Here is a 26,889-nt window from a genome sequence, read left to right as displayed (position 1 = left end):
AGCAGTACAACGGTGTAGCGCCGCATCAGTTCAGGTAGGGGGACCAGGAAGGCTCTCGAACTTCGCCTTGAGCGGTAGGAAGAGGGAGCCTGACACGCCCATTAATGGACGCTAACATCAAGACTCCCCGACCCTGCTGGCGGGTCGCGTAGATTAGCATGGTGCCATTGGGCGCAACAGTAGGTGATTCATCCAAACTTGTGTCGGAAAGAATGCGCAAATTCCCACGTTGCAGGTCCTGGGCCGCTACCTTGAACACGGTGTAACCCTCTTGGCGATGGATCATCACCAGGGTCTTCTCATCCGCAGAGAGCTTCGGGTTGGCATTGTAGTTACCGACGAAGGTCACCCGCTCCACCGCCCCGCTGTTGATATTGGTCTTATAGATCTGCGGCTTACCGGATCGATCCGAGGTGAAGTAGATGGTATTGCCGTCTTTCCCCCAGAACGGCTCGGTATCGATCGCACCCTGATTGGTCACCCGACGCAACTGTCGCGAGCCCATGTCCATCACATAGATTTCCGGGTTGCCATCCTTTGACAGAACGAATGCCAGACGGCTGCCATCCGGCGACCAGGCCGGCGCGCCGTTGAGACCTTCAAAGTTGGTGACCTGCTCACGCCGGCCGGTGTCGATGTGCTGAACGAAGATGCGCGGACGCTTCTGCTCGAACGACACATAAGCGATACGACGGCCATCCGGGGCAAACGAGGGCGACAGGATCGGCTCGCGCGATTGCAGCAAGGTCACCGCACGCGCACCGTCATAGTCGGAACGCTGCAGCGTGTAACGGGTGTTGTTGACCGAGAAGCGCTCGGCAGTGACATAGAGAATACGCGTAGAAAAAGCGCCCTTGACCCCGGTCAGCTTCTCGAACGACAGATCGGCGATATGGTGCGCCATATCACGCAACTGATCGGTTCCGCCGCCTACGCTACCGGTCAGCACCTGCTGCTCGGTGGCCACATTGAACAGGGCGAACTGCACCTGTAAACGACCACCACTGGGCACCATGCTGCCAACCAAGACATATTGCGCGCCCAAGGCCTTCCAGTCGCGGTAGATGATTTCACTGGCCTGGCTCGGCCGGCTGATCATGTTCTGCGGCGGGATAGGCTCGAATACCCCCGAGTTACGCAGGTCATCGCCAATAATCTTGGCCATATCCTCCGGCAGCACGGTGCCACCTTGCCAGCCGAATGGCACGACGGCGATAGGGATAGCCCGGTCGGCCCCTGATGTCACCAGAATATTTTTTTCCTCAGCTAGCGCTGCGCCCGCCACGCAGAGCAACGCAAAGAGAATCCCTCTAAAAATACTAATCACAAGGCTAAGTCCTCGGGCGTAAATGTCATTTTGAATGAACGATACGGGTTGAAATCTGCCGAACTCAACCCCTGCATCTCTGTGAGCCTACCGATGTTCTTGACCGCGGCAACAGCCGAACTATCGAATGGCGTATTCCCACTTGAACTCGCCACACTGACACTAGTAATAGTGCCATCTGGCAACATGGTGATCTGCAACACCACACGCATACTAGCACTAGCACCTGGCGGCCTACTCCAGCCCTCGGCCGCACGCATTCTGATCAAGTCATCAAAGCTGCCGGCAACCTGATCGCCTACTTCATCGGCCAGCGCTTGCTGACGACCGACATCCTCGGACAACAACTCGGCCAAGGCGGCGGCCTTCTTGTCTTCAGTGGCCTTGCGCTGGGCCGCCTCGGCGGCCTTTTTCTTGGCATCATCCGCAGCTTTTTTCTTGGCGGCCTCGGCTGCGGCTTTTTTCTTCGCCTCTTCGGCGGCTTTCTTCTTGGCGTCTTCTGTCGCTTTCTTCTTGGCGTCTTCGGCAGCTTTCTTCTTCGCCGCTTCATCCGCCGCCTTTTTCTTGGCGATATCAGCTAGCTTCTTCTGCTCGGTCGCTTTCTTTTCTGCTTCCGACTGTTTCTTCGCCGCATCGGCTTTCTTTGCCGCTTCGGCCTTTCGAGCCTCCTCGGCCTTCTTTTGTTCCGCCGCTTTAGCCGCGACTGCTTGTTTTTCCTTATCAGCCTTTTTCTGCTCCAGTTGTTCGGTCTCATAAATAGGCGCGGTGGTTTTCTTGGTCTCACCGGCAATTTTCTGATTGGTCTGGGTGGTCGCCTGACTCTGCGACTTCAGCTGATACAGGGTTGCCTGGACGATCGGACGAGGTGGCGGCAAGTCAGGTGCGAAAGCAAAACTGACGAACAGCATCGCAAACATCAAGGTATGCAGCGTCACAGCCCAGACCACTGGCCAAAACAGGCTTTCCGACGGTGACGGCTCGCGTTGCTCGCGCATCAGGGGGCCTCGGTAATCAGCCCGACGTTACCCACGTCGGCTTGCTGCAAGCCACTCATTGCAGCCATGACGGTACCGTAATCGACAGCTTTATCGCCGCGCACGAACACCTGCACCTGCTTACCCTGAGCGCGACTCTGACGGATGATCGCAGTGACTGCCGCGGTCATTTCTTCCAGGCTCATGGCTCGATCCTGCACGGTATCGACATCGACTTCCGTGCCCATATTCCAGAAGTAGGACTTGTCTGACTTGATCGAAATCGTCAGTACCTGAGCGTTATTATCCTGAGGCAAGACCTCACTGCTGACTTGCGGCAGATCGACCTTGACCCCCTGATTGAGCATCGGCGCGGTGACCATGAAGATAACCATCAGCACCAACATCACGTCGATGTAGGGCACCACATTCATCTCGGAAACCGGCTTGCGTCTGTTGCGAATTCTGGCCATGGCTTGAAACCTATCTTGAGAGAGCCTAAGGCTTAGTCGTCGCGGGTGTGTACCTTGCGGTGCAGGATCGCCTGAAACTCATCGGCGAAGGTGTAGTAGCGACCGATCAACATCTCGCCACGCGAAGTGAAGCGGTTGTAGGCGATGACCGCGGGAATCGCTGCAAACAGACCGATAGCGGTGGCAATCAGAGCCTCGGCAATACCCGGCGCCACGGTGGCCAGAGTCGCTTGTTGCACCTGGGCCAGGCCGCGAAAGGCGTTCATGATTCCCCACACGGTGCCGAACAGGCCGATATAGGGGCTGGTGGAACCCACGGTGGCGAGGAACGGCAGGCTCTGCTCGAGCTTCTCTTCTTCACGCGAAATAGCCACGCGCATGCCGCGCGCTACACCGTCCATCACCGCATCGGGATCGACGCCCTGCTGCTGACGCAGACGGGAGAACTCCTTGAAACCGGCACGAAAGATCTGCTCCAGCCCCGAGTCAGGGTCCGGATTGCTACCTGCCTGACGATACAGTTTGGACAAATCGATACCGGACCAGAAACGCTCCTCAAAGTTGTCCAGAGCGCGCTTGGCGGCACGCAGCAAGGTGCTGCGCTGAAAAATCATGACCCACGAGGTGACCGAGGCGGCCACCAGCGTCAACATCACCAGTTGCACCACCAGACTGGCATTGCTGATCAAACTCCACATCGACATGTGGTCAACGGCGTTGGCTTCCACGCTTACTCTCCTGCTTTGGCTATAACCGCGTCGCTGAGGCCGGCAAAGGCCGCACGCAGAGCGTCGGGAATAGCCCGGGGTTTCAAATTATCGGCGCGCACACAGGCCACCAGGAACTGCCCTTCACAGAGCAGCGCATCATCCGTGGCCCGCCTGACCTGCTGACGAAAACGCAGGCTGGCACGGTTTAATTCCATTACTTGCGCACTTACCAACAACTCATCATCCAGGCGTGCCGGCGCGTGATAGCGAGCCTCACTGGAGTGCACGACGAACAACAGGCCCTCACCCGCCAGCGTCGACTGGGCAAAGCCCAGGTCACGCAGCCGCTCGGTGCGAGCCCGTTCCATGAATTTGAGATAATTGACGTAGTAGACGATGCCGCCTGCATCGGTGTCTTCGAAATAAACCCGACAACGATGGGCGAAAGGTAGAACTCCGTTTTGCGCGTGCATACTTTAGTGCTAGCTCCTGAACTTGCCAATCACTGGCAGAAAGTATTTTTACTTAATCGTCATCAACAGCAGACAAGTCGACGGCCGGCAAATCGCCCATGCGCTTCGGCATGTTCAGGCCAAAATGCAAGTAGGCATGGCGGGTTACCACACGCCCGCGCGGGGTACGCATGATATAGCCCTGCTGAATCAGGTAGGGCTCCAAGACATCTTCAATGGTGTGGCGCTCTTCACTGATCGCCGCCGCCAGGCTGTCGACCCCCACGGGACCACCATCGAATTTCTCGATCATGGTCAGCAACAGCCGGCGATCCTGGTGATCGAAACCGCGCTCGTCGACATTCAGCAAATTCAGCGCCGCGTCGGCAATCTGCCGGGTGATGTCGCCCTGGCCACGCACCTGGGCGAAATCTCGCACACGGCGCAGCAGGCGGTTGGCGATGCGCGGCGTACCGCGGGCACGCCGAGCAATTTCGAAGGCGCCCTGGGCCTCGATCGGCAAACCGAGAATGCCCGCCGAACGCGTGACAATGGTGGTCAGGTCCTCGGTGTTGTAGAACTCCAGGCGCTGGACGATACCGAAACGATCGCGCAACGGATTGGTCAGCATGCCCGCGCGGGTGGTGGCGCCAACCAGGGTGAATGCCGGCAAGTCGAGTTTGATCGAACGTGCGGCCGGGCCTTCGCCGATCATGATATCCAACTGAAAGTCTTCCATCGCCGGGTACAGCACTTCCTCAACGATCGGCGATAGACGATGGATTTCATCGATGAACAGCACATCACCTGGCTCAAGATTGGTCAGCAGCGCGGCCAGATCGCCCGGCCGCTCCAGTACTGGCCCGGAGGTGCTCTTGATCGACACGCCCATTTCCTGGGCAATGATATTGGCCAGGGTGGTCTTGCCAAGCCCCGGCGGGCCGAAGATCAGGGTGTGATCGAGGGCTTCACTGCGACCCCTAGCAGCCTGGATAAACAGTTCCATCTGCTCGCGCACGCTCGGCTGACCGATGTACTCGGCCAGCTTCAACGGCCGAATGGCACGATCTACCTGCTCATCGCGGTCGCGGGTAGTGGCGGTAATCAGGCGATCTGCTTCTAACATCGAGAGTTACACCATTCCCTTCAGGGCACGACGGATCATATCTTCACTACTCAGCCCATCTTCCTTGATCGCGGAGACTGCGCGACTGGCTTCTTGTGGCTTGTAACCCAGGGAAATAAGCGCACTGACTGCATCATTCTCCGCATGTGGGACTGTGCCAGCGGCGTGAGGTTCAACGACCAGGGTCGCCATGCCCGGCACGGCTTCCCAGGCCTTGAAGCGATCCTTCAATTCAACCAGCAGGCGTTCGGCAGTTTTCTTGCCGACCCCGGGAATCTTCACCAGCACCGAGGTGTCTTGCGCCTGCACGCAACGCACCAGCTCATCGACCTCCAGCCCGGACATCAAGGCCAGTGCCAGTTTCGGGCCGACGCCGTTAAGCCGGATCAACTCGCGAAACAGCTGCCGCTCGCGCTTCTCGAAGAAGCCGTAGAGCAGGTGCGCATCTTCACGCACCACCAGGTGTGTGTGCAGGGTTAACGGCTCGCCGATCGCGGGCAAACGGTACAAGGTTGTCATGGGCACTTCCAGCTCATAGCCCAGACCATTTACATCCAAAATCAAATGTGGCGGCTGCTTCTCCGCCAGGGTGCCGCACAAACGTCCAATCACCGCTGCTTTCCTTGAGTAACGCTATAAACGAAGGCGGCCGCCGCGCCGCTTGGCAGCGACCAGACCGTGTGGAATCAGGCTTTGCCGGTGATGGGCATGACACAGCGCAATCGCCAGGGCATCCGAGGCATCGATCTGCGGTTTCTGCACCAGCTTGAGCAAATGCATGACCATCATCTGCACCTGCTCCTTATCTGCGCCGCCGGTGCCGGCAATCGCCTGCTTGACCTGGGTTGCGGTGTACTCAGCAATATCCAGCCCCGCCTCGATCCCCGCCACGATAGCCACGCCGCGGGCCTGGCCGAGCTTGAGCGCCGAGTCCGGGTTACGCGCCATAAATACCTGTTCGATACCCATGGTCACAGGCCCGTAGGTCTCGATCACCTCGCGTACGCCGCGAAAAACGATTTGCAAACGCTCCGGCATCGAACCGCTACCGGTACGAATACAGCCCGAGGCGACATATTCACAGCTGCGCCCGGTATCACGCACCACACCATAACCGGTGATGCGCGAGCCGGGGTCGATACCGAGGATCAACGTCATGCCCTACCATCCGCCCGAGCTGTCGACCAAAGCCGACAACCATACTGTTTATCTATCCAGTTGGCGAGTATAGGGGCAGCCTTCGATGCCGTCACCCACATAGCAGCCATAAAAAAACCGGAAGCCCCTGGGCAACAGCATCCCAGCAGCTTCCGGCCCTTATCACTCAACAACCAATCAACCAAGCTGCTCCATGATCTCGTCGGAGATCTCGGCGTTGTGATAGACGTTCTGCACGTCGTCGAGGTCTTCCAGCATGTCGATCAGCTTGATCACTTTCTGCGCTGTTTCCAGGTCGGTGACAGGCGCACTGACCGACGGGATCATCGCCACCTCGGCCTCGTCACCCCGGAACCCGGCATTGCCCAGCGCTTCGTTTACCGCGTGGAAGTCGGCGAATACGGTATAAACCTCGACTGAACCGTCCTCGGCACTGACGATATCGTCGGCACCGGCCTCCAGTGCTGCCTCCATCAAGGCGTCTTCATCGACCCCCGGGGCGTAGCTGATCTGCCCTTTGCGCTCGAACATATAGGCCACCGAGCCATCGGTGCCCAGATTACCGCCACACTTGGTAAAGGCATGCCGCACCTCGGCTGCGGTGCGATTGCGGTTATCGGTCATGGCTTCGACGAAGATTGCCACGCCACTGGGCGCATAACCTTCGTAACTCAGCTCGGCCATGTTGTCGGCTTCGTCCGAGCCAACACCGCGGGCGATCGCCCGGTCAATGGTGTCGCGGGTCATGTTGGCGGTAAGCGCCTTTTCCATGGCCAGACGCAGACGCGGATTGTCTGCCGGCAGGCCACCGCCCTTGGCGGCGACGGTCAGCTCACGAATGAGCTTGGTGAAAATCTTGCCGCGCTTGGCGTCTTGACGCCCTTTGCGGTGCTTGATGTTGGCCCATTTGGAATGACCAGCCATAACTCACTCCGTCATCACGTAAATCAGGTTTCGTAAAACCCATAACGAAGAAGCCTGGAAAATCCAGGCTCCTTGTCGGCGGCAAGGCTTACTCGGCCTTGGGTTTCTCGCGCAGGCGAATGTGCAATTCGCTCAACGCCTTGGCATCCACCACACCCGGCGCCTGAGTCATGACGCAGGCCGCGCTCTGGGTTTTCGGGAAGGCGATCACTTCGCGAATCGACTGCGCGCCGGTCATCAGCATCACCAGACGATCCAGACCGAAGGCCAGGCCACCGTGCGGCGGCGCACCGAACTTGAGGGCATCGAGGAGGAAGCCGAACTTCTCCTGCTGCTCCTCCTCGCCGATGCCGAGCAAGCGGAACACCGCCTGCTGCATGTCCTTGCGATGGATACGGATCGAGCCGCCACCCAGCTCGGTGCCATTGAGCACCATGTCGTAGGCACGCGACAGCGCGGTGGCCGGATTAGCCGCCAGCTCTTCTGGGCTGCACTTCGGCGCCGTGAACGGGTGGTGCAGTGCATTCAAGCTGCCGTCGTCGCTCTCCTCGAACATCGGGAAGTCGATCACCCACAGCGGTGCCCACTCGCACGTGAACAAATTGAGGTCGTGACCGAGCTTGATCCGCAGCGCCCCCAGGGCTTCGCTGACGATCTTGGCCTTGTCGGCACCGAAGAACACGATATCGCCATCGACCGCACCGACGCGATCGAGGATCACATTGAGATTGTCCAGCGGGATGTTCTTGACGATCGGCGACTGCAGGCCTTCGACACCCTTGGCACGCTCGTTGACCTTGATATAGGCCAACCCGCGGGCGCCGTAGATGCCGACGAACTTGGTGTAGTCGTCGATCTGCTTGCGCGGCGTGCTCGCGCCGCCTGGCACGCGCAACGCCGCAACCCGGCATTTCGGGTCGTTGGCCGGACCGCTGAACACCTTGAAATCGACGTCCTTGAGCTGATCGGCGACATCCACCAGCTCCAGCGGGATACGCAGGTCCGGCTTGTCCGAGCCGTAGCGGCACATGGCTTCTGCGAAGGTCATGTGCGGGAAATCGGCGAACTCGACGTCCAGCACCTCCTTGAACAGCTGGCGGATCATCTTCTCGGTAATGCCCATGATGTCGGCTTCATCGAGAAAGCTGGTCTCGATGTCGATCTGGGTGAATTCCGGTTGACGGTCGGCGCGCAGGTCTTCGTCGCGGAAGCACTTGGCGATCTGGTAGTAGCGATCGAAGCCGGCGACCATCAACAGCTGCTTGAACAGCTGCGGCGACTGCGGCAGAGCGAAGAAACTGCCGGCGTGGGTGCGACTCGGCACCAGGTAGTCACGCGCGCCCTCAGGGGTGGCGCGAGTGAGGATCGGCGTTTCCACATCGAGGAAGCCGTTCTCGTCCAAGTAGCGACGGATGCTGGTGGTAATACTCGAACGCAGCTTCAACTTGGCCGCCATTTCCGGACGGCGCAGGTCGATAAAGCGGTAACGCAGGCGGGTTTCTTCGCCGACATCGGTGTATTCATTGAGCGGGAACGGCGGGGTTTCCGCCTCGTTCAGCACTTCCAATTCATAACCGAGCACTTCGATGGCGCCGCTGGCCATGTTGGCATTACCGGCACCGGCGGGACGCAGGCGCACCTTGCCGGTGATTTTCACCACATACTCGCTGCGCACTTTATCCGCGGCGGCAAAGGTCTCGGCACGATCCGGGTCGAACACCACCTGAGCCAGGCCTTCGCGGTCACGGATGTCGAGGAAGATCACCCCGCCATGGTCACGGCGGCGGTGCACCCAACCGCAAAGGGTGATTTCCTGACCGTCCAGGCTCTCGTTCAGTTGGCCGCAATAATGGCTACGCATCATGGTGGTAGTCGCTTCTCTTGAGTCTTGAATTCGTTGGGCCGCGTGGAGCGCGGCGCTTGTCCGAGGTCATGCCTGGCGGCAGATTCACACGGTATTTTCTGCAATTACTGTATTGGACGGGGCCAGCAATCGACCAACGGCGCACTTGCGCCAGACCGCCCTCAACCCGCGTTTCGCGGCAAAGCGCGGGATTATATATGGTTAAGCCGTCACTTGCAGCCGCCAGCCCAAGCACGTTTACCGAGCCGTCTATACTCACCCAACCCCTACGGAGAGCACCCATGATCAAATCCAGTTCCAGCGAACTGTCCAATGATGTGCTGGAAGATTTTCGCCAGGAAGCCGCGGAACAGTTTCAGCGCTGCGAACAACTGCTTATCGAACTGGATCACTGCCCCGATGATAAAGAGAAGCTGCGCGATCTGTTCCGCCAGGTACATACCCTCAAGGGTAACTTGGGCTACATCGGCCTGAACGCCCTGATGCCCCTGCCACAGGCCATGGAGGATGTCCTGGATTGCCTGCGCGAGGCGCGCTTGAACTTTGACAGCTTGCTCGGCGACATTCTGCTGGTGTCCCTGGATCACCTCAAAGAGCTGATAGCCCAGGGCCTTGGCGGCGCCACTGCCCGCCTCGATCACCCGCAGCTCCATGCACTCAGCCAAGCCTTGCGCGAACTGGCCGCTGCACCCGCTTCCCGACAGGCCGAGGTTCGTCGCTCGCTGTTGCAACAACTCGACCCCAACAGCCACCTGCCCACCCCTACAGCCAGGAACGACCCGCAGGCGACGGAACTACTCAAGCAGCACGGCATTGCGATGGATCCAGACCTGCTGTTTTTCATCGACCTGATGCTGGCCAGCGAGCATCGCTCGCACTACTGGCAGGGTCGAGGCCTACGCCAACTGGATCTGGCCTTGGCCATCAACCAGCTTGGCAATACACCGGAACACCCCGCACAACTGGCGGCGGCGGTATGCCTACATGACCTGGGCATGGCCTTTCTACCGCTGGACACGCTGCACAAGGAAGCCCGCCTCAATGACGAAGAGCGCCAGCAGATGCAATCACACCCACACTTGACTTACGACTTGTTGAAACGGATGCCCTGCTGGGATGCAGCCGCCGACATCGTCCGGCAACACCACGAGCATGCCGACGGCAGCGGCTACCCCGACGGCCTGCAGGAGCGTGATATCCGCCCCGGCGCCCTGATCCTCAATATCGTCGACACCTTCGATGCACGCACCCATGAACGCGCCCACCAAACCTTGAGCAAGCGCCCGCTACTGCGCGCCATCCTCGAAATCAACGGCCTGGCAGGCCAGCAATTCAGCCCGCACTGGGTCGACGTATTCAACCGTACCCTGCAGCAACTCCCAGCCCTCGCGCATTGCTGAGTCCCTTGCGCCAGACCAGCACGCCTGCCTAAGCTCGCCGGCACAGTCACTGCACCACTCACACAGATAGCAGAGCGCAAGCTCGACTCAGGGAGCTATATGCAATCGCTTGCAGGCAAGGTAGCCGTAATAACCGGCGCAGGTTCAGGTATTGGCCGCGCCCTCGCCGAACTACTGGCCAAGCAAGGCTGCCACCTGGCCCTGGCCGACATAAATGCCGCCAACCTGGAAAGCATCGCTAGCACCTTGCGCCAGCAAGACCGCCAGGTCAGCAGCCACGTCCTCGATGTAGCCGATCGCACATCAGTCTTCGCCTTTGCCGACGCCGTACTGGCCCACCACGGCAACGCCCACCTGATCATCAACAACGCCGGCGTGGCCGTGTCACAAACCATTGCGAACCTGAGCTACCAGGACTTCGAATGGATAATGGGCATCAATTTCTGGGGCGTCGTGCACGGCACCAAAGCCTTTCTGCCGCACCTGCTGAAAAACAACGCAGGCCACATCGTCAATATCTCCAGCATTTTCGGCATCGTCAGCATGCCCTCACAGGGGGCATATAACGCCAGCAAGTTTGCCGTCCGCGGCTTTACCGAAGCCTTGAGGCAGGAACTGCACAGCAGCAACGTGCAGGTCAGTTGCGTTCACCCTGGCGGGATCAAAACCGACATCGCCCGCTCGGCGCGCTTTTACCAGGGCATCAACGGCCAATGCGACGCCAGTCGGGCAGCTGCAGACTTCGACAAGCTGGCCCACACCACCGCGGAACAGGCCGCCAGGGTTATCGTCAAAGGAATCAAAGGCAAATACCCACGCATCCTGATCGGCAACGACGCCCGCCTCCTCGACTGGATTCAACGCCTGCTGCCGAGCGCCTACCCCAGACTACTGGCCAGGCTAATACCCAAGCGTTGAACCCCACACGCCCCATAGCCTCAAACAATGGCGCTTATTGACATAAGCCAAGATCCAGCCTGCAGAGCCCATGCTAGGCTCTGCCCAATCGCGGAGCCAGACAAGCTCCGAACCACCTGAAAGGAGAAATGGTATGGAAATCAATATCGGCATCGCTGAGCAGGATCGCGCCGCCATCGCTGAAGGCCTGTCTCGCCTGCTCGCCGACACTTACACCCTGTATTTGAAAACCCACAACTTCCACTGGAACGTCACCGGCCCGATGTTCAACACCCTTCACCTGATGTTCGAAGGGCAATACACCGAACTGGCACTGGCCGTCGATCAGATCGCCGAGCGGATCCGCGCCCTGGGTTTCCCAGCACCCGGCACCTACGCAGCCTATGCACGCCTGTCCTCAATCAAGGAAGAGGAAGGCGTACCAAGCGCTACCGACATGATCAAACAACTGGTTCAAGGCCAGGAGGCCGTGATCCGTACGGCTCGCGGGATCTTCCCTTTGCTCGACAAGGTCAGCGACGAACCTACCGCAGACGTGCTGACCCAGCGCATGCAAGTGCATGAAAAAACCGCCTGGATGCTGCGCAGCCTGCTCGACGCCTGACAGGTCTCCGGACCCGACACGGGTTTACTGTTCCTGAAACAACAAACAGGTAAAGACCACTCTCGGTCTTTACCTGGAACTTGCAACAGGATCGCCCTGGGCCGAAATGCGCCTAGGCGCAAGACCGGTGCTTGTTCTATGCTTTAGCCATCCGCAACTTGCCACAGTGACGTGCATGAGCAAGCCAAACAAAACCCCCAGTATTCTTGAGCGTTACCCCGAAGACACGCGCGCGGCAGCCGCCCTATTGAAGCAGGCCGTGCCCTTGATGATGCGTCATGGCATACCACCCAATCCGCTGCACTACGCCCTTTGGTATACCTACAGCCAAGGCCAGGAGCCGGAACTCAATCGTCGCCTGGACAAGATCGTCACAGACTTCGACAGCGTTCCAGCGGAAGCAGCCGTCAAACTGTTCCACGACTACATCATTCGCCACGAACTCGAAGAGGCCCGCGCCGGCCAACAACAAGTCATCGAACTGGTTGATGGCATCGAAGACGACGTCTCACGCAGCGTGGTTGGTAGTCACAACTATCAAGCCAGCCTGGAACAGGGTCTCGCCGCACTGCAAGAACCGATCATCGATGACCTGCCCAACGTATTGAACGACCTGCAACAAAGCACCCAACTGATGCAGGAGCAGCAAGAGAAGTTTCTCTACCGCATACGTACAGCGCAGAGCGAGATCCAGCACCTGCGCGGCCAACTGGAACGCGCCCACGTCGCGGCAACTCTCGACAGCCTGACCCAGGTATTCAACCGGCACGCCTTTACCCGCCTGATGGAACAGGCACTCATCGGTGAACATCAAGGCGTGGCCCTGGTAATGCTGGATATAGACCATTTCAAACAGTTCAACGATCAATATGGTCACCCCCTCGGCGATCGGGTTCTGCAGCATGTCGGTCAACTGCTGCGCGACGCACTGCCACCGCGCGCCACCGCCGCACGCTACGGCGGCGAAGAGTTCTGCGTGATTCTTCGCGAATGCTTCGACACCCAGAGCGCATACGCCTTCGCCGAAGGCCTGCGCATGAAAATCCAGTCACTGCGTATAAAAGTACGCCGCTCCGATCAGGTACTCGACAGCATCAGCGCCTCATTCGGTTTCGCCCTGGCCAAACCCGGCGATGATCTGGAAAGCCTGCTTACCCGCGCCGATGACGCGCTTTACCAGGCCAAACACAACGGTCGCAACCTGGTACACCCCGAGCTCTGCGAAAGCGCCCTAAGCGCTTGATTTGAGTAGCTCACCTCTTTGCTGTTAAATACGTCCCGTGCCGCTGCTCCGAGCCATTGGATCAGCGCATAGGCCGACTACGTGCGCATCCACCACGCCCTCAACTCAAGGCAATGCCTGTGCAATCGGCTCTTCCTGCGATCCTTTTAATAAATGAGCTCATTGAATATGTTGAAAATCGTCCACCTGCTAGCGGGCTTCACCGCCCTGCTGCTGTCATTTGTACCAAGCCTCAGCAATGACACCCTGCCATTTCTGCAACAGCCAGAGGCCTTGAGCCTTGCCTTGTTCGGCTTACTTAACTTGATCCTGGCACCGCAACTGCCTATCTGGCATGCCGACCTGCGCCATCAACTGCAAAACCTGGTTTCTGCCTTGCTGATATTGGGCACATTGCTGCAAGCCTTGATCCTGCTGGCTCCTCTACCAACGATTGTCGATCTGCCCGCCACCCTATTCAGCCTGCTCACCGTGCTCGCCGCAGTGCTGCTGCACCTGGCGACCAACCTGCGCCTGAAAGTCCGCGACAACGCCGCTGCCACAACGCATAACATGACCGATCGGGAAACCGGCACAGTTAAGTGGTTCAATACATCCAAAGGTTTCGGCTTCATTTCCCGCGACTCGGGTGACGACATCTTCGTGCACTTCCGCGCAATTCGTGGCGAAGGGCATCGGGTACTGGTCGAAGGCCAGCGCGTCGAATTCTCCGTCATGCAACGCGACAAGGGCCTGCAAGCGGAAGATGTGATTGCCGCCACCCCCGCCCGCCGCTAATTCCGGCGCAAAACAGAAAAGCCCGCAATGCGGGCTTTTCTGTTTATAAGACGTATAAGACGGTTCTAGTGACCTGATCGGGTAATCCGTTTATCCAACGGCTTAAGCCTGTCCGGAACCTTGCAGGAGGCCGGGCCTCCCAGAGCCAAGACTCAAGCCGGCGATTTTGAGTTAACCCACTAACCGTACAGACCACTAATTAATAGTGGGGCGGTGGCGCCTCCTCTTCAGCCGAGTCGAGCTGCCCGCCGACTTCCTCCTGACGCCTGGCCAAGGCCGCAACCTGCAACTGCAAGCGCTCCAATTCCCGCTGCTGCGCCACCAGTACATCATTGAGCGTTTGAATGGTGTCATCCTGAAAAGCCAGCCGGCTTTCCAGATCGGTGATTCGTTGTTCCGCGTCCATCCCTCAGCCCTCGATAAAACAGAAATTATCAGCCAACACCAGACGCAACCTGTCCTTGATCACCAGCACCTGCTCATCGTTATACGGCTGCGCAGGCAGCTTACCCCACACCGGCGCTGGCCAGGCTGCATCGTCACGACGCCGAACAATCACATGCATGTGCAGCTGGCTGACCACATTACCCAGGGTTGCGACATTCATCTTGTCGGCACCAAAGGCATCCTTCAGCGTTTCTGCCAACATCGTGGCTTCTTGCCACAAGGCTTGTTGATCCAATGCGTCGAGCTGAAACAGTTCGCTCACCTCTTCGCGCCTGGGCACCAGGACAAACCAGGGGTAATGCGCGTCATTCATCAACAATAAACGGCACAGCGCGAAATCGCCTACCGGCAGAGTGTCCTGCTGCAAACGCGGATCCAAAACGAACATAGGCCACCCTCCTGCCAGACCATTGAATAGACAAAGCTTAGTGCCATAAGCACAAACCCGACATGCTACGCGACGGGCCAGCAGGATACGCGGGAGCCGCAGTAGATTCACCTGCGCACTCGATCACGGCAAAGGCGCCACAAGCTCGCCATACAGCAGCACACGCCATCAGAGCACGCACCATTATTGCGCACAGTTTGTTTCCTACCGTAATGGAAAGCCCTGCAGGCGTTACCGCTGCAACCCGCCCTCCCCAGCAGAATGCTGTCAAACACTCAGCAACAGACGCCAGACCAGCCACCCCTTCGCCGCGTGAACAAGCGACAAGGAGTGCCTGCAACCCCTATGAAACCTGGCGACAACGCCTTTACAATTGCTCGCCAGAAGAAGCCTAGCCCCGGCAAAAGCTCAACCCATGATGAAAACTCAGAATTTTGAGCACGATTTTTGCCTTAGGCTACTGCGACGCAGGGGATACTGTGCCACCGAGCAACAAAGCCCGGCTGCCAGCAACCGAAATTGCAGAATTCGTCAGCGCTGCAAAATACACGTGGGGATCTACAGAATTGCGACATGCTTCATCGTCTTTTGCGACATGACCGTGAACAAAGTGCAAGGAGTAGATTGCAACTATCGCCAACTTTAGCTGCGTGCTATAAGTTAGCGCCGACACAAAAAGAAAGAGCTGTCCATATAACAATCAACTGGACAGCGCAACTTTTCTAAACCAAAGGAGCAATCACGATGCAAGTGATGAAGTGGAGCGTAATCGCCCTCGCAGTAGCAGCGGGCAGTACCCAAATGGCCATGGCCTCCAGCCAGTCCGAATCCAAGGGCTTTCTTGAAGACAGCACCTTTAATATCTTCAACCGTATCCTGTATCAGAACCGCGACTTCCGTAACGGCGCCAGCAACACTGCCGGCACTGGCGATAACGGCTACCGCGAAGAAGCCGGTCTGGGTATCCGCCTTCTGGGTAAGTCCGGCTTCACTCAAGGCACCGTAGGCGTAGGCGTCGACGTACACAGCCTGAGCAGCATCAAAATTGACGGCGGCCGTGGCCGCAATGGCACTGGCCAGTTCGACACCACCGACGAAGGTCGCGGTGACGACACCCAGACCGAAGTTGGCGGCGCGATCAAGTTCCGCATCTCCGACACCGTACTGAAATACGGCAACCAGTTCGTCGGCAGCCCGGTATTCAGCACTGACGACAGCCGCATCCTGCCTGAAACTGCTACTGGCACCCTGCTGACCAGCAACGAAATCGAAGGCCTGGAGTTGACCGCAGGTCGCTTCACCGCCCTCAGCAGCCAAACCAGCACCGATCGCGACACCTTCGGCCTGAACGAAGCCAACATTGTCGGCGCCAGCTACAGCTTCACCGACAATTTCAGCGGCGCCATTCACGCCTCCGATGTCGAAGATCACTTCAAGAAAACGTATGTCAACCTGAACTACAATCTTGCACTGGCAGAAGATCAGGCCCTGAACTTCGACTTCAACGCTTACAAAACTAACGATCAAGGCCGCAAGCTGTCCGGCGTTGTCGATAACAAGATCTGGAGCTTGGCTGCTGCTTACTCCCTGGGTGCACACAAATTCACCCTGGCTCACCAGCGCTCCTCTGGTGACAGCGCATATGTTTACGGCATTGACGGTAACGGTACTATCTGGCTGGCCAACTCGGTCCAGTTCTCCGACTTCGACCGTCAGGATGAGCACTCTTATCAGGCTCGTTACGACCTGAATATGGCCACCTACGGCGTACCGGGCCTGAGCTTCATGACTCGCTACATCTATGGCGACAATATCGAAACGGGTGTAGTCGGTGCCGGCGAAGGCAAAGAGCACGAACTGGACATCGAAGCCAAGTACGTGATCCAGGAAGGTGCCGCCAAGGACCTGTCCTTCCGCGTGCGTAATGCCACCTGGCGCGCCAACGGCGCACAGAATGCCCATTACAGCTCCGACGTCAATGACTTCCGCCTGATCGTCGAATACCCGCTGAGCGTGTTGTAATTCAGCTGTAATTCGTTAGCGATATGAAAAGCCCGGCTTCTGCCGGGCTTTTTTTGCTTGTTCAATACACATTGACCACTATTAAACCAGCAGTCATCAAAGTGGCAATGCGTAAGTTCCGGTCACATGCGCCACCAACTCTTCTGCATTACCCAATGAATAAAGCGACACTTCGCAAACCGCCTGCCGCCGACTTAACCGCAAAATCCGCGCTTCGGCCAACAGATCTACCGGTTTCGGCTTGACCAGAAAGTTGATATTCAGGTTTGACGTCACCGCCATCTCCACCCGCCCCAAACGCCCCAGCACCACCGCATACATGGCCGCATCCGCCAGCGCCATGATGGTCGGCCCCGACAACGTGCCGCCCGGGCGGATCAGCTTGGCGTGGAAAGGCACCCGTGCCAGCACCCCCTGCGCATCCAGCCGATCAATGCACAGCTCGATGTCTTCCGCGATCGGCAACCCAGCCCGAATCAGCGCCTGAACCTGTTCCGCCGTCAATACCGTCACTCTTACCTCCTCTTGAACCACCTACCTGCATCCTGTACGCAACAGTACAGGCACCGTACAATGCCGACCTATTAAAAGCCCTTGCAACCGACAGAACGGCCAACTATGCGCACCAGTCAGTTCCTGCTCTCGACACTCAAAGAAACTCCTTCCGATGCCGTGGTAATCAGCCACCAGCTCATGCTGCGCGCCGGCATGATCCGCAAGCTCGCCTCGGGCCTGTATACCTGGCTACCGATGGGCCTGCGCGTCATGCGCAAGGTGGAAGCCATCGTCCGCGAGGAAATGAACGCTGCGGGCGCCCTAGAGGTGCTGATGCCAGCGATTCAGCCTGCCGAGTTGTGGCAGGAGTCAGGCCGCTGGGAACAATACGGCCCAGAGTTGCTGCGAGTGAAGGATCGTCACGGTCGCGAGTTCTGCGTTGGCCCGACCCACGAAGAAGTGATCACCGATCTCGTTCGCAACGAATTGAGCAGCTACAAGCAACTGCCGCTCAATCTGTACCAGATCCAGACCAAGTTTCGCGACGAGATCCGCCCGCGTTTCGGCCTGATGCGTGGCCGTGAGTTCATCATGAAGGATGCCTACTCCTTCCATGTGGATCAGGCCTCGCTGCAAGCGACCTATGACCGCATGCACCAGGCGTACTGCAAGATATTCACCCGCCTGGGCCTGAACTTCCGCCCGGTACAGGCCGATACCGGCTCGATCGGCGGCACCGGCTCCCATGAGTTCCACGTCCTGGCCGACTCCGGTGAAGACGATATCGCCTTCAGTGACAGCTCCGATTACGCCGCCAATATCGAGAAAGCCGAAGCCGTTCCGCGCGAAACCGCCCGTGGCCTAGCAAGCGAAGAAATGCGCCTGGTTGACACACCTGACACCAAGACCATCAATGACCTGGTCGTAGGCTTCAACCTGCCCATCGAAAAGACCATCAAAACGCTGGTGGTGCATGGCGCCGAAGACGGCAAGCTGATCGCCCTGATCATTCGCGGTGACCACGAGCTGAACGAGATCAAGGCTGCCAACCTGGAGCACGTGGCCAGTCCGCTGGTTATGGCCTCGGAAGCCGAGCTGCGCGACGCCATCGGCGCCGGTGCCGGCTCGCTGGGCCCACTGAACCTGCCACTGCCGTGCATTGTCGATCGCTCGGTCGCCCTGATGAGCGATTTCGCCATCGGCGCCAATATCGACGACAAGCACTACTTTGGCGTGAACTGGGAGCGCGACCTGCCACTGCCGATCGTCGCCGACCTGCGTAACGTCGTCGCTGGCGACCCGAGCCCGGATGGCCAAGGTACGCTGGAGATCAAGCGCGGCATCGAAGTCGGGCATATCTTCCAGCTGGGCAGCAAGTACAGCGAGGCGATGAACTGCACCGTAATGGGCGAAAACGGCAAGCCAGCGACCCTGACCATGGGTTGCTACGGCATCGGCGTAACGCGCGTGGTGGCCGCCGCCATCGAGCAGAACAATGACGAGCGCGGCATTCTCTGGAACGACACGCTGGCGCCCTTCCAGATCGCCCTGGTGCCATTGCGTTATGAAACCGAGGCAGTGCGTGAAACCACCGACCAACTCTATGCCGACCTGACCGCTGCCGGTTTTGAAGTTTTGCTCGATGACCGTGACAAAAAGACCAGTCCGGGCATCAAATTCGCTGACATGGAGTTGATTGGCATCCCGCATCGCATCGTGATCAGCGATCGCGGCCTGGCCGAAGGCAATCTGGAATACAAGAGCCGCCAGGAAACCGAGGCTCAAGTGGTTGCCGTCACCGACATTCTGCCCTTCATCCAAGCACGTATCCGCCGCTGATTTCAGCCTTTTCATAAGAGCCGTCATGTACACACGAAGCACCTTAGGCCGCGTCGGCGCCGCACTCTGCGGCGCCCTCTTTCTCAGTGGCTGCGCCAACCAGTTGCCGCAACGCAGCGAGCATGAGGAGCGTGTCGAGCGCAAACTGCTGGATCACAGCCTGCAAATAGACGTAGGCGAGCCACGCGTACTGGAACTACCGCAGCGGCGGGTGCGGGTGCACGAACAGAAAACCTTCGAGGTGACCGCATTCGAGGTCAGCCGTCGCTACGACCGCTACACGCCTTACCAACCCTGGCGCGAACTCTACGAAATTCCGCTGGGCGCCGTTGCCGTAGTCGCCGGCATCGGCGCCAACGCACTCAACGTGGTCTTGCTCGGCAGCCTGCCGGACAGCGCCACCAAAGGTTGGATCAGCTATGGCTTTGCCGGGCTTAACCCGTTCATCAACGTCGAGTCCAACGGCCGCTCGCAGCAGAACCTCGCCAGCCTCGACGAGCAGCGCCAGGACGCCCGCATGGAATACTCCAGCCTGCCCTGGGCCGAGCGCTCGGTCCTGGTCAAAGCCGGCGAGCAAACCCATGAGCTACTGACCGACCGCAATGGTGTCCTGCACCTCAACCTGCTCGACAGCCCCTTTGCCGAGCAGGATGTCAGCCGTATTGGCACCTTGCAGCTGAGTGTCGCAGACCCGCAAGGCTCGACCCGAGCGGATGCCTCCTTATTGGTCAGCCTCACCCTGCGCGGCAAGCTGCAGGAAGCGCACACGCTGATCTACGACGACCTGGAAGGCGATGATGTCGAACAGTGGGTGCATCGGGTCAAGCGCTTGTCCGAGCTGGGCCTGGAAGAAGAAGCCAGTGAACTGGAACAGAGCCTGATCGAGTTGACCCGTAACGATCCCGAACTGCAGGAGAGCTTTCTCCAGGCGCTGACGCAGGACGCCGGGCGCCTGGTCGCCGATCCTGGCAACGACTGAACCGGAGCATGGCAGTGCGCCTGTACCTGACATTTGTGATCGCGCTGCTGTGCCTGCCCAGCCATGCCAACCTGCGCCAGGCGCCCGAGCCGGAACTGCGGGATCTGCTGCAACGCACAGTGGCCGAAGCCGATAGTTTTCAAGACCGCTTCGATGCGGAAGTCTGGCTGCTGGACATGTCGACCCGCATGACTCGCTATATCCCTGCCGCCAAAGAACGCCTGACCCTGCTCAGGCTGGTGCATCGCGAAGCCAGCAAGGCCGGCCTGCGTCCCGATCTGGTCCTGGCCCTGATCCACACCGAAAGCCATTTCGACCGCTTCGCCATTTCCTCGGCCGGCGCCCAGGGCATGATGCAGGTTATGCCTTTCTGGAAAGCCGAACTCGGTCGTCCGCAGGACAACCTCACTGATAACGCCACCAATCTGCGCTACGGCTGCACCATCCTCAGCTTCTATTTGCGCAAAGAGAACGGCGACCTGAGCCGCGCCCTGGCCCGCTACAACGGCAGCCTCGGCAAGCAGACCTACCCCGCCAAGGTCATCGGTTTCTGGCACGACTTCTGGTACGTCAAACCCTGAGCGAGCCGAGCGCCGCAGCGCCCAACACGCAAGCACAATCCCTGAGCCGACAAGCCGTACAGCCGATCAGCCGCGCACCACAAACCCGGCAATCCCCTGCAAGGGTTGCTCTGCCAATTCAAGTGCAACGACCTTGGCAGTGCATGGCCCCGTTTCGAGCCACAGAGCCAGCTCACGCACGGCCACCTCCTCGCCCTCGAACAACACCTCGACCCGGCCATCACTCAGGTTGCGCACCCAGCCATCCAGCTCCAGGCGCTCGGCTTGCGTGGCGGTGTTTTGGCGAAAGCTCACCCCCTGCACCCGACCGCTGACATAACCGTGTAAACAAATTCGCTGCATGCCACTAGTCTCCATTACGCAAAGCCTGCACCCGCGCCGCTAGCCCGGCCGCCGTTTGCTCGCCAAGCAAGTGTTCGCGCATCTGCCCCCGATCATCGACGATATAGGTGACTGGCAGCACGGCATTGGGTGGCAACCCATAACGCGCCGCCGGGTCTTGCTCGAGCACAGTGAACTCAATCCCCATCGCATCTGACGCCTTGGCTAATTCCGCGCCCTGCAAGCCGTCAAAGTTCACCCCCAAGACACTTACCGACTGCGCCTCAAGCTCTACGGCCAGGGCATTCAGTTCGGGAATTTCACTACGGCAGGGCGCGCACCACTCGGCCCAGTAATTAATCACCAACCACTGGCCTTCCAGACGCTCAGCCGGTACCTTTCGTCCATGCTGGTCGACGCCAACATCTTCGGCGCAACCAGCCAGAATCAAGCCGGCGCAAACTCCCATTACCGTACGAATAACAACCTGGAGTCGCGTTCCCATGCATTCGCTCCTCGTCCACATTGGGTTGATATGACGCTAGATGCCTTGCGCCTTGAAGTGCCGGACATCCGCGAAGAAGACGCGGCGCCTTTGCCCGACCTCACCGAGCGGTTAGCCCAAGCTCGCTTGCTGCAGCACGAGGATGCGCTACAACAGGTGCTTAGCCTGCTGTTCCGGCTCAACCGCAGTGCCATGACCTTACTCGAAAGGCAACGTGCGCTGCAAAACTGCAGCGATGAATATCGCCACTATGCCGCGGCTTACCTTAAAGGCAAGCCGCCATCGCCGCTATTCGTGCGCCTGTGTAACGAGCTGGCTATCGGCTTCAAACGCCTGTTGCTGCAAATCCTCAAAGGCCGGCAACCCTCGCGCCCACATTTGGCCTGGTGTCTGTATATGGCCCTGCATTTCCTCGCGCAGAGCCTGTTACGTCACTACCAGCTGTATCAGGATTCCCCGCCCAGCCTATGGCGCGACAGCCATCTGTTGTACTGGATCGGTGAACATCAGGAGTGCCTGGATGAACCGGTCGCGGCTGCCTTCCAGCCAAAGCCAGCGAGCACCTTGCGCGGCCTGTACCAGCAGATGCTGCTGCTCGCCTTGAGCAACCCCTTTCACCTTGCCGAGGGCGAAAGCCCGCAGTTGTTTGGTGCCCTCGCCCCCCTGGCAGGCCTGGCGCGTTTGCGGCCTTGGGATGACGAGGGCGACAGCGAAGCGCCTATCGTCGACCTGACGGAGTCGCAGCCTTGTCTCGGCTATGCGCAACAACCCGATGGCAGCCGCGACTGCCTGCGGCGTTTCGAACTAGGCGCCCTGCTGGTCGCCCTGCATGATCCAGCCCCACTGCAGAGCACCAGCGAGCGCCAACTGCTCGAGCGCGTTCAGCATCACTGGATGGGCCAGCAACAACGCCGCTACCCTCGCGAAGAGTTTGACGTGGCTTGCAAGCTGCTGGTTGGCTTGCCAGCCATCCACGCCCAACTGCTGGAGCAGCGGCCTTCCCCTTTGGCAGCCCAGATGCTCGATGCCAGCGCAGGTGGCGCACGCCTGCTGTGCCAACCCGACCAAGCGGCGCACATATCCGTGGGGCAATTGGTGCTCTTGCTGACCAGCAGCCCGATACCGCTTCTGGCGCTGGTGAGCTGGCGTCATCTCAATATCGAGGGGCTGCACCTGGGCCTGCACTACCTGAAAGGCCTGGCGAAACCGGTCTGGCTGCGCCGCACCCCCAGCGCACAAACTCACCAAGGCGTTTTGCAGAGCACACCAGCACCCGGCAATGGCTGGCATCATGGCCTGTGGCTGCCCAATGGGCAATTTGGCGAAGGGGAAAATCTCTGGTTGCAGCATGCCAACGTGCATAACCAGGTGATCATGCCACTCCCTGCGGCCACCCTCAGCACCGCTTCGGTCACGCGCCACCCACTGCTGCTGACCTAAACAACAGGAACTGCGAGACGGATCACAGCGAGCGGCGGCCGAGCGCACAGTTTGCTCGGCACACCCCTGCTTATAATTCGCAGCCCATCGTCTCGATACGCTCCGCTATTAGCTAGGGAACAGCACAATGACCAACGCCCACGACAAGTTGATCGGCCCTGCGCCATCACGCATCGTCGATGCTGCCCGTCTACTGGTCACGCCCTACGAAGGACGTGTAGCCGAATACAACATCGCCACCTGGCTGCAACTGCCGGGGCTGGCCAATCTGCCGGTATCGTTGCTGGTCAGCTACCGTGATGGCGACAAGCGCCGCGAGGTCAGCGTGGATCACGGCAAGGTCAGCCTGCACAGCAAGATCCTGTTGTCTGGCGTCGCCCGACTCCCGGTCAAACAGAAGATCGAAGATATGCAGATACGCCTGCGCTCAGCAGTACCGGCGACGACCCTGGTGGTCGAAGAATTGTTCATACAGGCGGTCGAAGCAAGCCACCAAGGCAGCCGTCAGGTTTCAGCCTGAGCCTGCAGATCGCCGCCGCGGCGAACTGCAGGGTTTTGCTTTGGCTATGTACCCGTTAACTGTTGCAACTCGCTGTTGTGGACCGCGCGGCGCTACGCGTTAATCCATCGCCGCTACGTTTGCGCGCAACACGTAACGGTTACCTAGCCTTTGCTTTGCTCAGATGCCGACGCGCACTGCACAGCTGCTTTGCTCGGCTGGCGGTTCTGCTGCGGGTTCTGGGGGATGAGGCACCAGCGACTCGGGCCAGCGTGCAAAATGCAGCCCGGTAATCCGATTCAGTCGCTCCAGCGCTTCTTGCGGATCGCGTTGATGCAAGTGGATCACCTTGCCATGAGTGGCTTCGCTAAAACGTTCAATTGTCATGCAGCGCCTTCAATTCCCATCAATTTCGCTAACCTGATTGCAATCTGCCATAACGATTGCCAAAAGCGTGCCACCCTCCTTGCGCCCGACTGCGAGACTTACCGTACCAATGCTTGTAGCTGGATACCGACGCCACGCCGCAAACTGACGCTTTTTGTCACTCGGTCACTGGGTTCAGCCAGTCCGCCAGACTGCCATCGAACAGCACTGCCTGCTCCTCATGCAGCCGCTCCAGCGCCTGGCGCAGCGCTGGATACCAGGGCTCATCGAGCTGTTCCGGCAGCTGGCTGAGTTGTGGCAGCGGCCAGGGACTGCGGCTCAACAGCTGCTTCAGGCTGTAATGATCAAGATCACGGATCAACACCCAGGCCCCTGCAGTGGTCGGCGCGACCAACTGCTGCTGTTCGAGGAATTCGAGCACCTCCTCCCACTCATGTTCCGGCAACTGCCAGCCCAGGCGCTGCACATCGCGATGACGTACTTTCAGGCCCGACTGCTGACGCGCATAAAACACCCGCAAGATCCCCATCACCACCAACAACCGCGGTATGGCGAGCTTGCGCCACTGATGCGATGAGCTCAGGTTGCAGACCAATTCGGCACCAAACAAAACGATCAACCAAGACAGGTAGATCCACAGGAGGAACAACGGCACCGTGGCAAAGGCCCCGTAAATCAACTGATAACCCGGAAACCGCTGCACATAGAGCCCGAACAGCGCTTTAGCCACCTCGAACAACACGGCGGTGAACAACCCGCCCAACAGCGCATGCTGAACCGGCACTCGCGCATTGGGTACCGTGGCATAGAGCAAGGTAAAGGCCGCCACGCTGAAGAGCAGCGGTGCAAAACTCAACAAGGTTTTGGCGCCAATCAGCGCATCAGGCCCAGAGATCAGCGACAGCGAAGCGATATAGGTACTGACCGCGAAGCCGGCGCCGAGCAGGATTGGCCCCAGACTCAAAATCGCCCAATACAGCAGAAAGCTCGAGGCACCCCGGCGCGGCTGACGTACCCGCCAGATAGTATTGAAGGCCCTTTCAATGGTTACCAGCATCAGAAAGGCGGTAACCGCCAGCACCACCACGCCAATCCAGGTCAACTGACGGGCCTGGGCCGTGAAATTGCGCAGGTACTCCTGGACCATTTCCCCGGCCGAGGGGACGAAGTTGCGGAAAATAAACGTCTGGATTTGCTCCCCCGTGCCCTGGAATGCCGGTACGGCAGAGAGCATGGCGAAGGTCACGGTCATCATCGGCACCACCGCGAACAGCGTGGTGTAGGTCAACGCGGCGGCATTGTTGGCGCCGCGATCAGCGAGAAAGCGCTGCAGTAGGAAGCGCCAGAATTCCAACCAGTCATTCAAGCGCTGACGCATGCCCACTCCTTAGCGATTAGCCAACTGGCCCCATAGCAGACCACAAACACACCGCCCTGTTCAGACTAGGACGCCGACGCGGTTAGAATAGCCGCCACCTGCCGCAAGATGCGACCCGCATATGACCGATCTGACGCTCTATCACAATCCTCGCTGCTCGAAATCCCGTGGCGCCCTGCAACTGCTCGAAGAGCGCGGCCTGACGCCGACCATCGTGCGTTACCTGGAATCCCCGCCCAGCGCCGCCCAATTAAGCGACTTGCTCGGCAAACTCGGGATCGGCGCCCGGCAACTGCTGCGCAGCGGCGAAGACGACTACCGCACGCTGAACCTGGCCGACCCCGGCCTGAGCGAGGCGCAATTGATCGAGGCCATGGTGGCCCACCCGAAACTGATCGAGCGGCCGATCCTGATCGTCGGCAGCAAAGCGGTGATCGGCCGGCCGCCGGAGAAAGTCCTGGAGATCCTGCCGTGAGCGCAGCCTATATTCTGGTGCTGTATTACAGCCGCCACGGCGCCACTGCCGACATGGCCCGGCAGATTGCCCGTGGCGTGGAAATGGCCGGCCTGGAGGCGCGCCTGCGCACGGTACCGGCAATTTCCAGCGAGTGTGAAGCGGTAGCCCCGCAGATTCCCGCCGAAGGCGCGCTGTACGCCAGCCTCGACGACCTGAAGAATTGCGCGGGCCTGGCCCTGGGCAGCCCGACACGCTTCGGCAATATGGCGGCGCCGCTGAAATACTTCCTCGACGGCACCAGCAGCCTGTGGCTGAGCGGCGGCCTGGTCGACAAACCGGCGGGCGTATTCACCTCCACCGCCAGCCTGCACGGCGGCCAGGAAACCACCCTGCTGTCGATGATGCTGCCATTGCTGCACCACGGCATGCTGATTACCGGCCTGCCCTACAGTGAGTCCGCGCTGCTCAAGACCCGCGGCGGCGGCACGCCTTACGGCCCCAGCCACCATGCAGGTGCCGACGGCAAGCGCGCCCTCGACGAACATGAAATCACCCTCTGCCGCGTACTGGGCCAGCGCCTGGCGCAGACTGCAGTGAAACTGGAGACAGCCCGTGGCTAAAACCCCCAAACCCCTACCGTCACTCGACTGGCTAAAGCCGCGCATGGCCGTCAGCCGCGCCATCAGCCTGTTGAGCTTCATGGCCCTGGCGGTGTTGCTGCTGGTATGGAACCTGATGTTCGCCGAGATACCGGACAAACTGCTGTGGGTGATCCTGGCCTTCCAGCTGGCGCCTTTGCTACTCCTCGCCCCCGGCCTGATCCTCGGCAACGCCCGCGCCCACGCTTGGACCTGCTTCGTGGTCAACCTGTACTTCATTCAGGGGGTACTGGCCGCCTTTGATCCGTCCAAGGCACTGTTTGGCTGGGCGCAAACCCTGCTTAGCGTCAGCCTGTTCTGCGCCGCGCTGATGTATACCCGCTGGTGCTTCCAGTACGACCGCAAGCTCGCCGGAGAGAATTGAGACCCGCAATAGATCCGAGAAACCTAGGCTGATTCGCCGGATGAGTTGCGCCAAGATCGCGGCCTGTTGGCTGGGTTAACGACGCCTGCCACCGGCGTAGCGGCGACACGGGCGCGGAGCGTCGCGTAATCCGGCATCGCAGCGGCAGTCACCCGCAATGCCAGGCGGGGTTTGCCGG

Annotated in this window: 31 protein-coding genes and 1 pseudogene; 15 read left to right on the top strand and 17 right to left on the bottom strand. The window is 59.3% G+C overall.

The genetic code is table 11. From position 1 onward, the window contains the following. Positions 1-25 precede the first annotated feature (25 nt). From tolB to aspS, 10 genes are all read right to left on the bottom strand, one after another. Positions 26-1,327 (bottom strand): Tol-Pal system beta propeller repeat protein TolB, encoded by a 1,302-nt coding sequence (tolB, locus tag B2D37_RS02990; protein WP_079201324.1) that lies wholly within the window; start codon positions 1,325-1,327, stop codon positions 26-28. Beyond that, positions 1,324-2,322: a cell envelope integrity protein TolA gene (tolA, locus tag B2D37_RS02985; protein ID WP_079201323.1), complete on the bottom strand. Its 999-nt coding sequence runs from the start codon at positions 2,320-2,322 to the stop codon at positions 1,324-1,326. Before tolA ends, tolB begins: the two co-directional genes overlap by 4 nt. Beyond that, positions 2,322-2,774, bottom strand: a complete 453-nt coding sequence (tolR, locus tag B2D37_RS02980; protein ID WP_079201322.1) for a protein TolR — start codon at positions 2,772-2,774, stop codon at positions 2,322-2,324. Before tolR ends, tolA begins: the two co-directional genes overlap by 1 nt. A 32-nt stretch (positions 2,775-2,806) precedes the next feature. Next, positions 2,807-3,502, bottom strand: a complete 696-nt coding sequence (gene tolQ / locus B2D37_RS02975; protein ID WP_079201321.1) for a protein TolQ — start codon at positions 3,500-3,502, stop codon at positions 2,807-2,809. Positions 3,503-3,504: 2 nt separating this feature from the next. Beyond that, a complete protein-coding gene (ybgC, locus tag B2D37_RS02970; protein ID WP_079201320.1) occupies positions 3,505-3,957 on the bottom strand; it encodes a tol-pal system-associated acyl-CoA thioesterase in 453 nt (150 codons plus the stop codon). Positions 3,958-4,009: 52 nt separating this feature from the next. Continuing rightward, positions 4,010-5,062, bottom strand: coding sequence for a Holliday junction branch migration DNA helicase RuvB (gene ruvB, locus B2D37_RS02965; protein WP_079201319.1), 1,053 nt, complete (start codon positions 5,060-5,062; stop codon positions 4,010-4,012). Between the two features lie 6 nt (positions 5,063-5,068). Then, entirely contained in the window at positions 5,069-5,674 is a 606-nt protein-coding gene (gene ruvA, locus B2D37_RS02960) for a Holliday junction branch migration protein RuvA (protein ID WP_079201318.1), read from the bottom strand. A gap of 21 nt (positions 5,675-5,695) precedes the next feature. Further along, positions 5,696-6,220 (bottom strand): crossover junction endodeoxyribonuclease RuvC, encoded by a 525-nt coding sequence (gene ruvC, locus B2D37_RS02955; protein ID WP_079201317.1) that lies wholly within the window; start codon positions 6,218-6,220, stop codon positions 5,696-5,698. Positions 6,221-6,397: 177 nt separating this feature from the next. Then, positions 6,398-7,144 (bottom strand): YebC/PmpR family DNA-binding transcriptional regulator, encoded by a 747-nt coding sequence (locus B2D37_RS02950; protein WP_079201316.1) that lies wholly within the window; start codon positions 7,142-7,144, stop codon positions 6,398-6,400. A gap of 88 nt (positions 7,145-7,232) precedes the next feature. After that, on the bottom strand, positions 7,233-9,008 hold the full coding sequence (gene aspS, locus B2D37_RS02945; protein WP_079201315.1) for an aspartate--tRNA ligase: 1,776 nt from the start codon (positions 9,006-9,008) through the stop codon (positions 7,233-7,235). Positions 9,009-9,289: 281 nt separating this feature from the next. On the opposite strand from aspS, the gene B2D37_RS02940 reads away from it, so the two are divergent. The 6 genes and pseudogenes from B2D37_RS02940 to B2D37_RS23295 all read left to right on the top strand — a co-directional run bounded on the left by B2D37_RS02940 (position 9,290) and on the right by B2D37_RS23295 (position 13,950). Next, on the top strand, positions 9,290-10,408 hold the full coding sequence (locus B2D37_RS02940) for an HD domain-containing phosphohydrolase (protein ID WP_079201314.1): 1,119 nt from the start codon (positions 9,290-9,292) through the stop codon (positions 10,406-10,408). Positions 10,409-10,507: 99 nt separating this feature from the next. Beyond that, on the top strand, positions 10,508-11,326 hold the full coding sequence (locus B2D37_RS02935; RefSeq protein WP_079201313.1) for an SDR family oxidoreductase: 819 nt from the start codon (positions 10,508-10,510) through the stop codon (positions 11,324-11,326). 133 nt (positions 11,327-11,459) lie between these two features. Beyond that, complete coding sequence (locus B2D37_RS02930) at positions 11,460-11,930, top strand: Dps family protein (protein WP_079201312.1); 471 nt, start codon at positions 11,460-11,462, stop codon at positions 11,928-11,930. 175 nt (positions 11,931-12,105) lie between these two features. Beyond that, the gene (locus tag B2D37_RS02925) at positions 12,106-13,173 is read left to right on the top strand and encodes a GGDEF domain-containing protein (protein WP_079201311.1); all 1,068 of its coding nucleotides are present in this window, start codon (positions 12,106-12,108) and stop codon (positions 13,171-13,173) included. A 153-nt stretch (positions 13,174-13,326) separates the two neighbouring features. After that, positions 13,327-13,662 (top strand): annotated as a pseudogene (locus tag B2D37_RS23970) (cold shock domain-containing protein membrane protein); the annotation flags it as partial. A gap of 63 nt (positions 13,663-13,725) precedes the next feature. Beyond that, complete coding sequence (locus B2D37_RS23295; protein ID WP_177345259.1) at positions 13,726-13,950, top strand: cold-shock protein; 225 nt, start codon at positions 13,726-13,728, stop codon at positions 13,948-13,950. Between the two features lie 199 nt (positions 13,951-14,149). Here the strand turns inward: B2D37_RS23295 and B2D37_RS02915 are convergent, their stop codons facing one another. Together B2D37_RS02915 and B2D37_RS02910 are read right to left on the bottom strand one after the other, a co-directional pair. Further along, the gene (locus B2D37_RS02915) at positions 14,150-14,356 is read right to left on the bottom strand and encodes a SlyX family protein (protein ID WP_079201309.1); all 207 of its coding nucleotides are present in this window, start codon (positions 14,354-14,356) and stop codon (positions 14,150-14,152) included. A gap of 3 nt (positions 14,357-14,359) precedes the next feature. Further along, entirely contained in the window at positions 14,360-14,785 is a 426-nt protein-coding gene (locus B2D37_RS02910; protein ID WP_079201308.1) for an HIT domain-containing protein, read from the bottom strand. 744 nt (positions 14,786-15,529) lie between these two features. Between B2D37_RS02910 and B2D37_RS02905 the strand changes: the two genes are divergently transcribed. After that, positions 15,530-16,807 carry an OprD family porin gene (locus B2D37_RS02905; RefSeq protein ID WP_079201307.1) on the top strand — a complete coding sequence of 426 codons (1,278 nt, stop codon included), beginning with the start codon at positions 15,530-15,532 and terminating at the stop codon, positions 16,805-16,807. A gap of 96 nt (positions 16,808-16,903) precedes the next feature. Here the strand turns inward: B2D37_RS02905 and B2D37_RS02900 are convergent, their stop codons facing one another. Beyond that, positions 16,904-17,311, bottom strand: coding sequence for a PaaI family thioesterase (locus B2D37_RS02900; protein ID WP_154067152.1), 408 nt, complete (start codon positions 17,309-17,311; stop codon positions 16,904-16,906). Between the two features lie 114 nt (positions 17,312-17,425). On the opposite strand from B2D37_RS02900, the gene B2D37_RS02895 reads away from it, so the two are divergent. The 3 genes from B2D37_RS02895 to B2D37_RS02885 are packed head-to-tail and all read left to right on the top strand — an operon-like array spanning position 17,426 to position 20,701. After that, the gene (locus tag B2D37_RS02895) at positions 17,426-19,141 is read left to right on the top strand and encodes a proline--tRNA ligase (RefSeq protein WP_079201306.1); all 1,716 of its coding nucleotides are present in this window, start codon (positions 17,426-17,428) and stop codon (positions 19,139-19,141) included. Positions 19,142-19,166: 25 nt separating this feature from the next. Then, a complete protein-coding gene (locus B2D37_RS02890; RefSeq protein WP_079201305.1) occupies positions 19,167-20,120 on the top strand; it encodes a hypothetical protein in 954 nt (317 codons plus the stop codon). An 8-nt stretch (positions 20,121-20,128) separates the two neighbouring features. Beyond that, on the top strand, positions 20,129-20,701 hold the full coding sequence (locus B2D37_RS02885) for a transglycosylase SLT domain-containing protein (protein ID WP_079201304.1): 573 nt from the start codon (positions 20,129-20,131) through the stop codon (positions 20,699-20,701). Between the two features lie 66 nt (positions 20,702-20,767). On the opposite strand, the gene B2D37_RS02880 is transcribed toward B2D37_RS02885, so the two are convergent. After that, positions 20,768-21,043, bottom strand: coding sequence for an acylphosphatase (locus B2D37_RS02880; protein WP_079201303.1), 276 nt, complete (start codon positions 21,041-21,043; stop codon positions 20,768-20,770). Positions 21,044-21,047: 4 nt separating this feature from the next. Then, positions 21,048-21,527: a TlpA disulfide reductase family protein gene (locus B2D37_RS02875; RefSeq protein WP_256573142.1), complete on the bottom strand. Its 480-nt coding sequence runs from the start codon at positions 21,525-21,527 to the stop codon at positions 21,048-21,050. Positions 21,528-21,557: 30 nt separating this feature from the next. Between B2D37_RS02875 and B2D37_RS02870 the strand changes: the two genes are divergently transcribed. Together B2D37_RS02870 and B2D37_RS02865 are read left to right on the top strand one after the other, a co-directional pair. Then, positions 21,558-22,967 carry a PilZ domain-containing protein gene (locus B2D37_RS02870; protein ID WP_079201302.1) on the top strand — a complete coding sequence of 470 codons (1,410 nt, stop codon included), beginning with the start codon at positions 21,558-21,560 and terminating at the stop codon, positions 22,965-22,967. 127 nt (positions 22,968-23,094) lie between these two features. Beyond that, a complete protein-coding gene (locus B2D37_RS02865) occupies positions 23,095-23,487 on the top strand; it encodes a hypothetical protein (RefSeq protein ID WP_079201301.1) in 393 nt (130 codons plus the stop codon). 159 nt (positions 23,488-23,646) lie between these two features. Here B2D37_RS02865 and B2D37_RS02860 read toward each other — a convergent pair whose 3' ends face one another. Next, the gene (locus tag B2D37_RS02860; protein ID WP_079201300.1) at positions 23,647-23,853 is read right to left on the bottom strand and encodes a hypothetical protein; all 207 of its coding nucleotides are present in this window, start codon (positions 23,851-23,853) and stop codon (positions 23,647-23,649) included. A 157-nt stretch (positions 23,854-24,010) separates the two neighbouring features. Further along, positions 24,011-25,231, bottom strand: coding sequence for a virulence factor BrkB family protein (locus tag B2D37_RS02855; RefSeq protein WP_079201299.1), 1,221 nt, complete (start codon positions 25,229-25,231; stop codon positions 24,011-24,013). A gap of 121 nt (positions 25,232-25,352) precedes the next feature. On the opposite strand from B2D37_RS02855, the gene arsC reads away from it, so the two are divergent. From arsC to B2D37_RS02840, 3 genes are read left to right on the top strand one after another with little or no spacing between them, the layout of a single operon-like run. Continuing rightward, positions 25,353-25,706, top strand: coding sequence for an arsenate reductase (glutaredoxin) (gene arsC, locus B2D37_RS02850; protein ID WP_079201298.1), 354 nt, complete (start codon positions 25,353-25,355; stop codon positions 25,704-25,706). Beyond that, positions 25,703-26,308 carry an NAD(P)H:quinone oxidoreductase gene (gene wrbA / locus B2D37_RS02845; protein WP_079201297.1) on the top strand — a complete coding sequence of 202 codons (606 nt, stop codon included), beginning with the start codon at positions 25,703-25,705 and terminating at the stop codon, positions 26,306-26,308. The genes arsC and wrbA overlap by 4 nt, the downstream gene beginning before the upstream one ends. Next, positions 26,301-26,711: a DUF2069 domain-containing protein gene (locus B2D37_RS02840; RefSeq protein WP_079201296.1), complete on the top strand. Its 411-nt coding sequence runs from the start codon at positions 26,301-26,303 to the stop codon at positions 26,709-26,711. Before wrbA ends, B2D37_RS02840 begins: the two co-directional genes overlap by 8 nt. The last annotated feature ends 178 nt before the right edge of the window (positions 26,712-26,889 follow it).

The sequence above is a fragment of the Pseudomonas sp. CC6-YY-74 genome, from assembly GCF_002025205.1.
In the GTDB taxonomy this organism is placed as follows: Bacteria; Pseudomonadota; Gammaproteobacteria; order Pseudomonadales; family Pseudomonadaceae; genus Aquipseudomonas; species Aquipseudomonas paeninsulae.
This window is presented reverse-complemented; position numbering and strand designations above follow the sequence as displayed.

Excerpts from the sequence above, each read along its gene's own strand:
- B2D37_RS02855 (WP_079201299.1), bottom strand. The coding sequence starts at position 25,231 with ATGCGTCAGCGCTTGAATGACTGGTTGGAATTCTGGCGCTTCCTACTG.
- B2D37_RS02870 (WP_079201302.1), top strand. The coding sequence starts at position 21,558 with ATGACGCTAGATGCCTTGCGCCTTGAAGTGCCGGACATCCGCGAAGAA.
- B2D37_RS02895 (WP_079201306.1), top strand. The coding sequence starts at position 17,426 with ATGCGCACCAGTCAGTTCCTGCTCTCGACACTCAAAGAAACTCCTTCC.
- B2D37_RS02875 (WP_256573142.1), bottom strand. The coding sequence starts at position 21,527 with ATGGGAACGCGACTCCAGGTTGTTATTCGTACGGTAATGGGAGTTTGC.
- B2D37_RS02950 (WP_079201316.1), bottom strand. The coding sequence starts at position 7,144 with ATGGCTGGTCATTCCAAATGGGCCAACATCAAGCACCGCAAAGGGCGT.
- aspS (WP_079201315.1), bottom strand. The coding sequence starts at position 9,008 with ATGATGCGTAGCCATTATTGCGGCCAACTGAACGAGAGCCTGGACGGT.
- tolA (WP_079201323.1), bottom strand. The coding sequence starts at position 2,322 with ATGCGCGAGCAACGCGAGCCGTCACCGTCGGAAAGCCTGTTTTGGCCA.
- B2D37_RS02885 (WP_079201304.1), top strand. The coding sequence starts at position 20,129 with ATGGCAGTGCGCCTGTACCTGACATTTGTGATCGCGCTGCTGTGCCTG.
- B2D37_RS02910 (WP_079201308.1), bottom strand. The coding sequence starts at position 14,785 with ATGTTCGTTTTGGATCCGCGTTTGCAGCAGGACACTCTGCCGGTAGGC.
- tolR (WP_079201322.1), bottom strand. The coding sequence starts at position 2,774 with ATGGCCAGAATTCGCAACAGACGCAAGCCGGTTTCCGAGATGAATGTG.
- B2D37_RS02935 (WP_079201313.1), top strand. The coding sequence starts at position 10,508 with ATGCAATCGCTTGCAGGCAAGGTAGCCGTAATAACCGGCGCAGGTTCA.
- B2D37_RS02865 (WP_079201301.1), top strand. The coding sequence starts at position 23,095 with ATGACCAACGCCCACGACAAGTTGATCGGCCCTGCGCCATCACGCATC.
- B2D37_RS02915 (WP_079201309.1), bottom strand. The coding sequence starts at position 14,356 with ATGGACGCGGAACAACGAATCACCGATCTGGAAAGCCGGCTGGCTTTT.
- B2D37_RS02905 (WP_079201307.1), top strand. The coding sequence starts at position 15,530 with ATGCAAGTGATGAAGTGGAGCGTAATCGCCCTCGCAGTAGCAGCGGGC.
- arsC (WP_079201298.1), top strand. The coding sequence starts at position 25,353 with ATGACCGATCTGACGCTCTATCACAATCCTCGCTGCTCGAAATCCCGT.
- B2D37_RS02940 (WP_079201314.1), top strand. The coding sequence starts at position 9,290 with ATGATCAAATCCAGTTCCAGCGAACTGTCCAATGATGTGCTGGAAGAT.
- B2D37_RS02890 (WP_079201305.1), top strand. The coding sequence starts at position 19,167 with ATGTACACACGAAGCACCTTAGGCCGCGTCGGCGCCGCACTCTGCGGC.
- B2D37_RS02930 (WP_079201312.1), top strand. The coding sequence starts at position 11,460 with ATGGAAATCAATATCGGCATCGCTGAGCAGGATCGCGCCGCCATCGCT.
- ruvC (WP_079201317.1), bottom strand. The coding sequence starts at position 6,220 with ATGACGTTGATCCTCGGTATCGACCCCGGCTCGCGCATCACCGGTTAT.
- ruvB (WP_079201319.1), bottom strand. The coding sequence starts at position 5,062 with ATGTTAGAAGCAGATCGCCTGATTACCGCCACTACCCGCGACCGCGAT.
- B2D37_RS23295 (WP_177345259.1), top strand. The coding sequence starts at position 13,726 with ATGACCGATCGGGAAACCGGCACAGTTAAGTGGTTCAATACATCCAAA.
- B2D37_RS02860 (WP_079201300.1), bottom strand. The coding sequence starts at position 23,853 with ATGACAATTGAACGTTTTAGCGAAGCCACTCATGGCAAGGTGATCCAC.
- B2D37_RS02925 (WP_079201311.1), top strand. The coding sequence starts at position 12,106 with ATGAGCAAGCCAAACAAAACCCCCAGTATTCTTGAGCGTTACCCCGAA.
- B2D37_RS02880 (WP_079201303.1), bottom strand. The coding sequence starts at position 21,043 with ATGCAGCGAATTTGTTTACACGGTTATGTCAGCGGTCGGGTGCAGGGG.
- ybgC (WP_079201320.1), bottom strand. The coding sequence starts at position 3,957 with ATGCACGCGCAAAACGGAGTTCTACCTTTCGCCCATCGTTGTCGGGTT.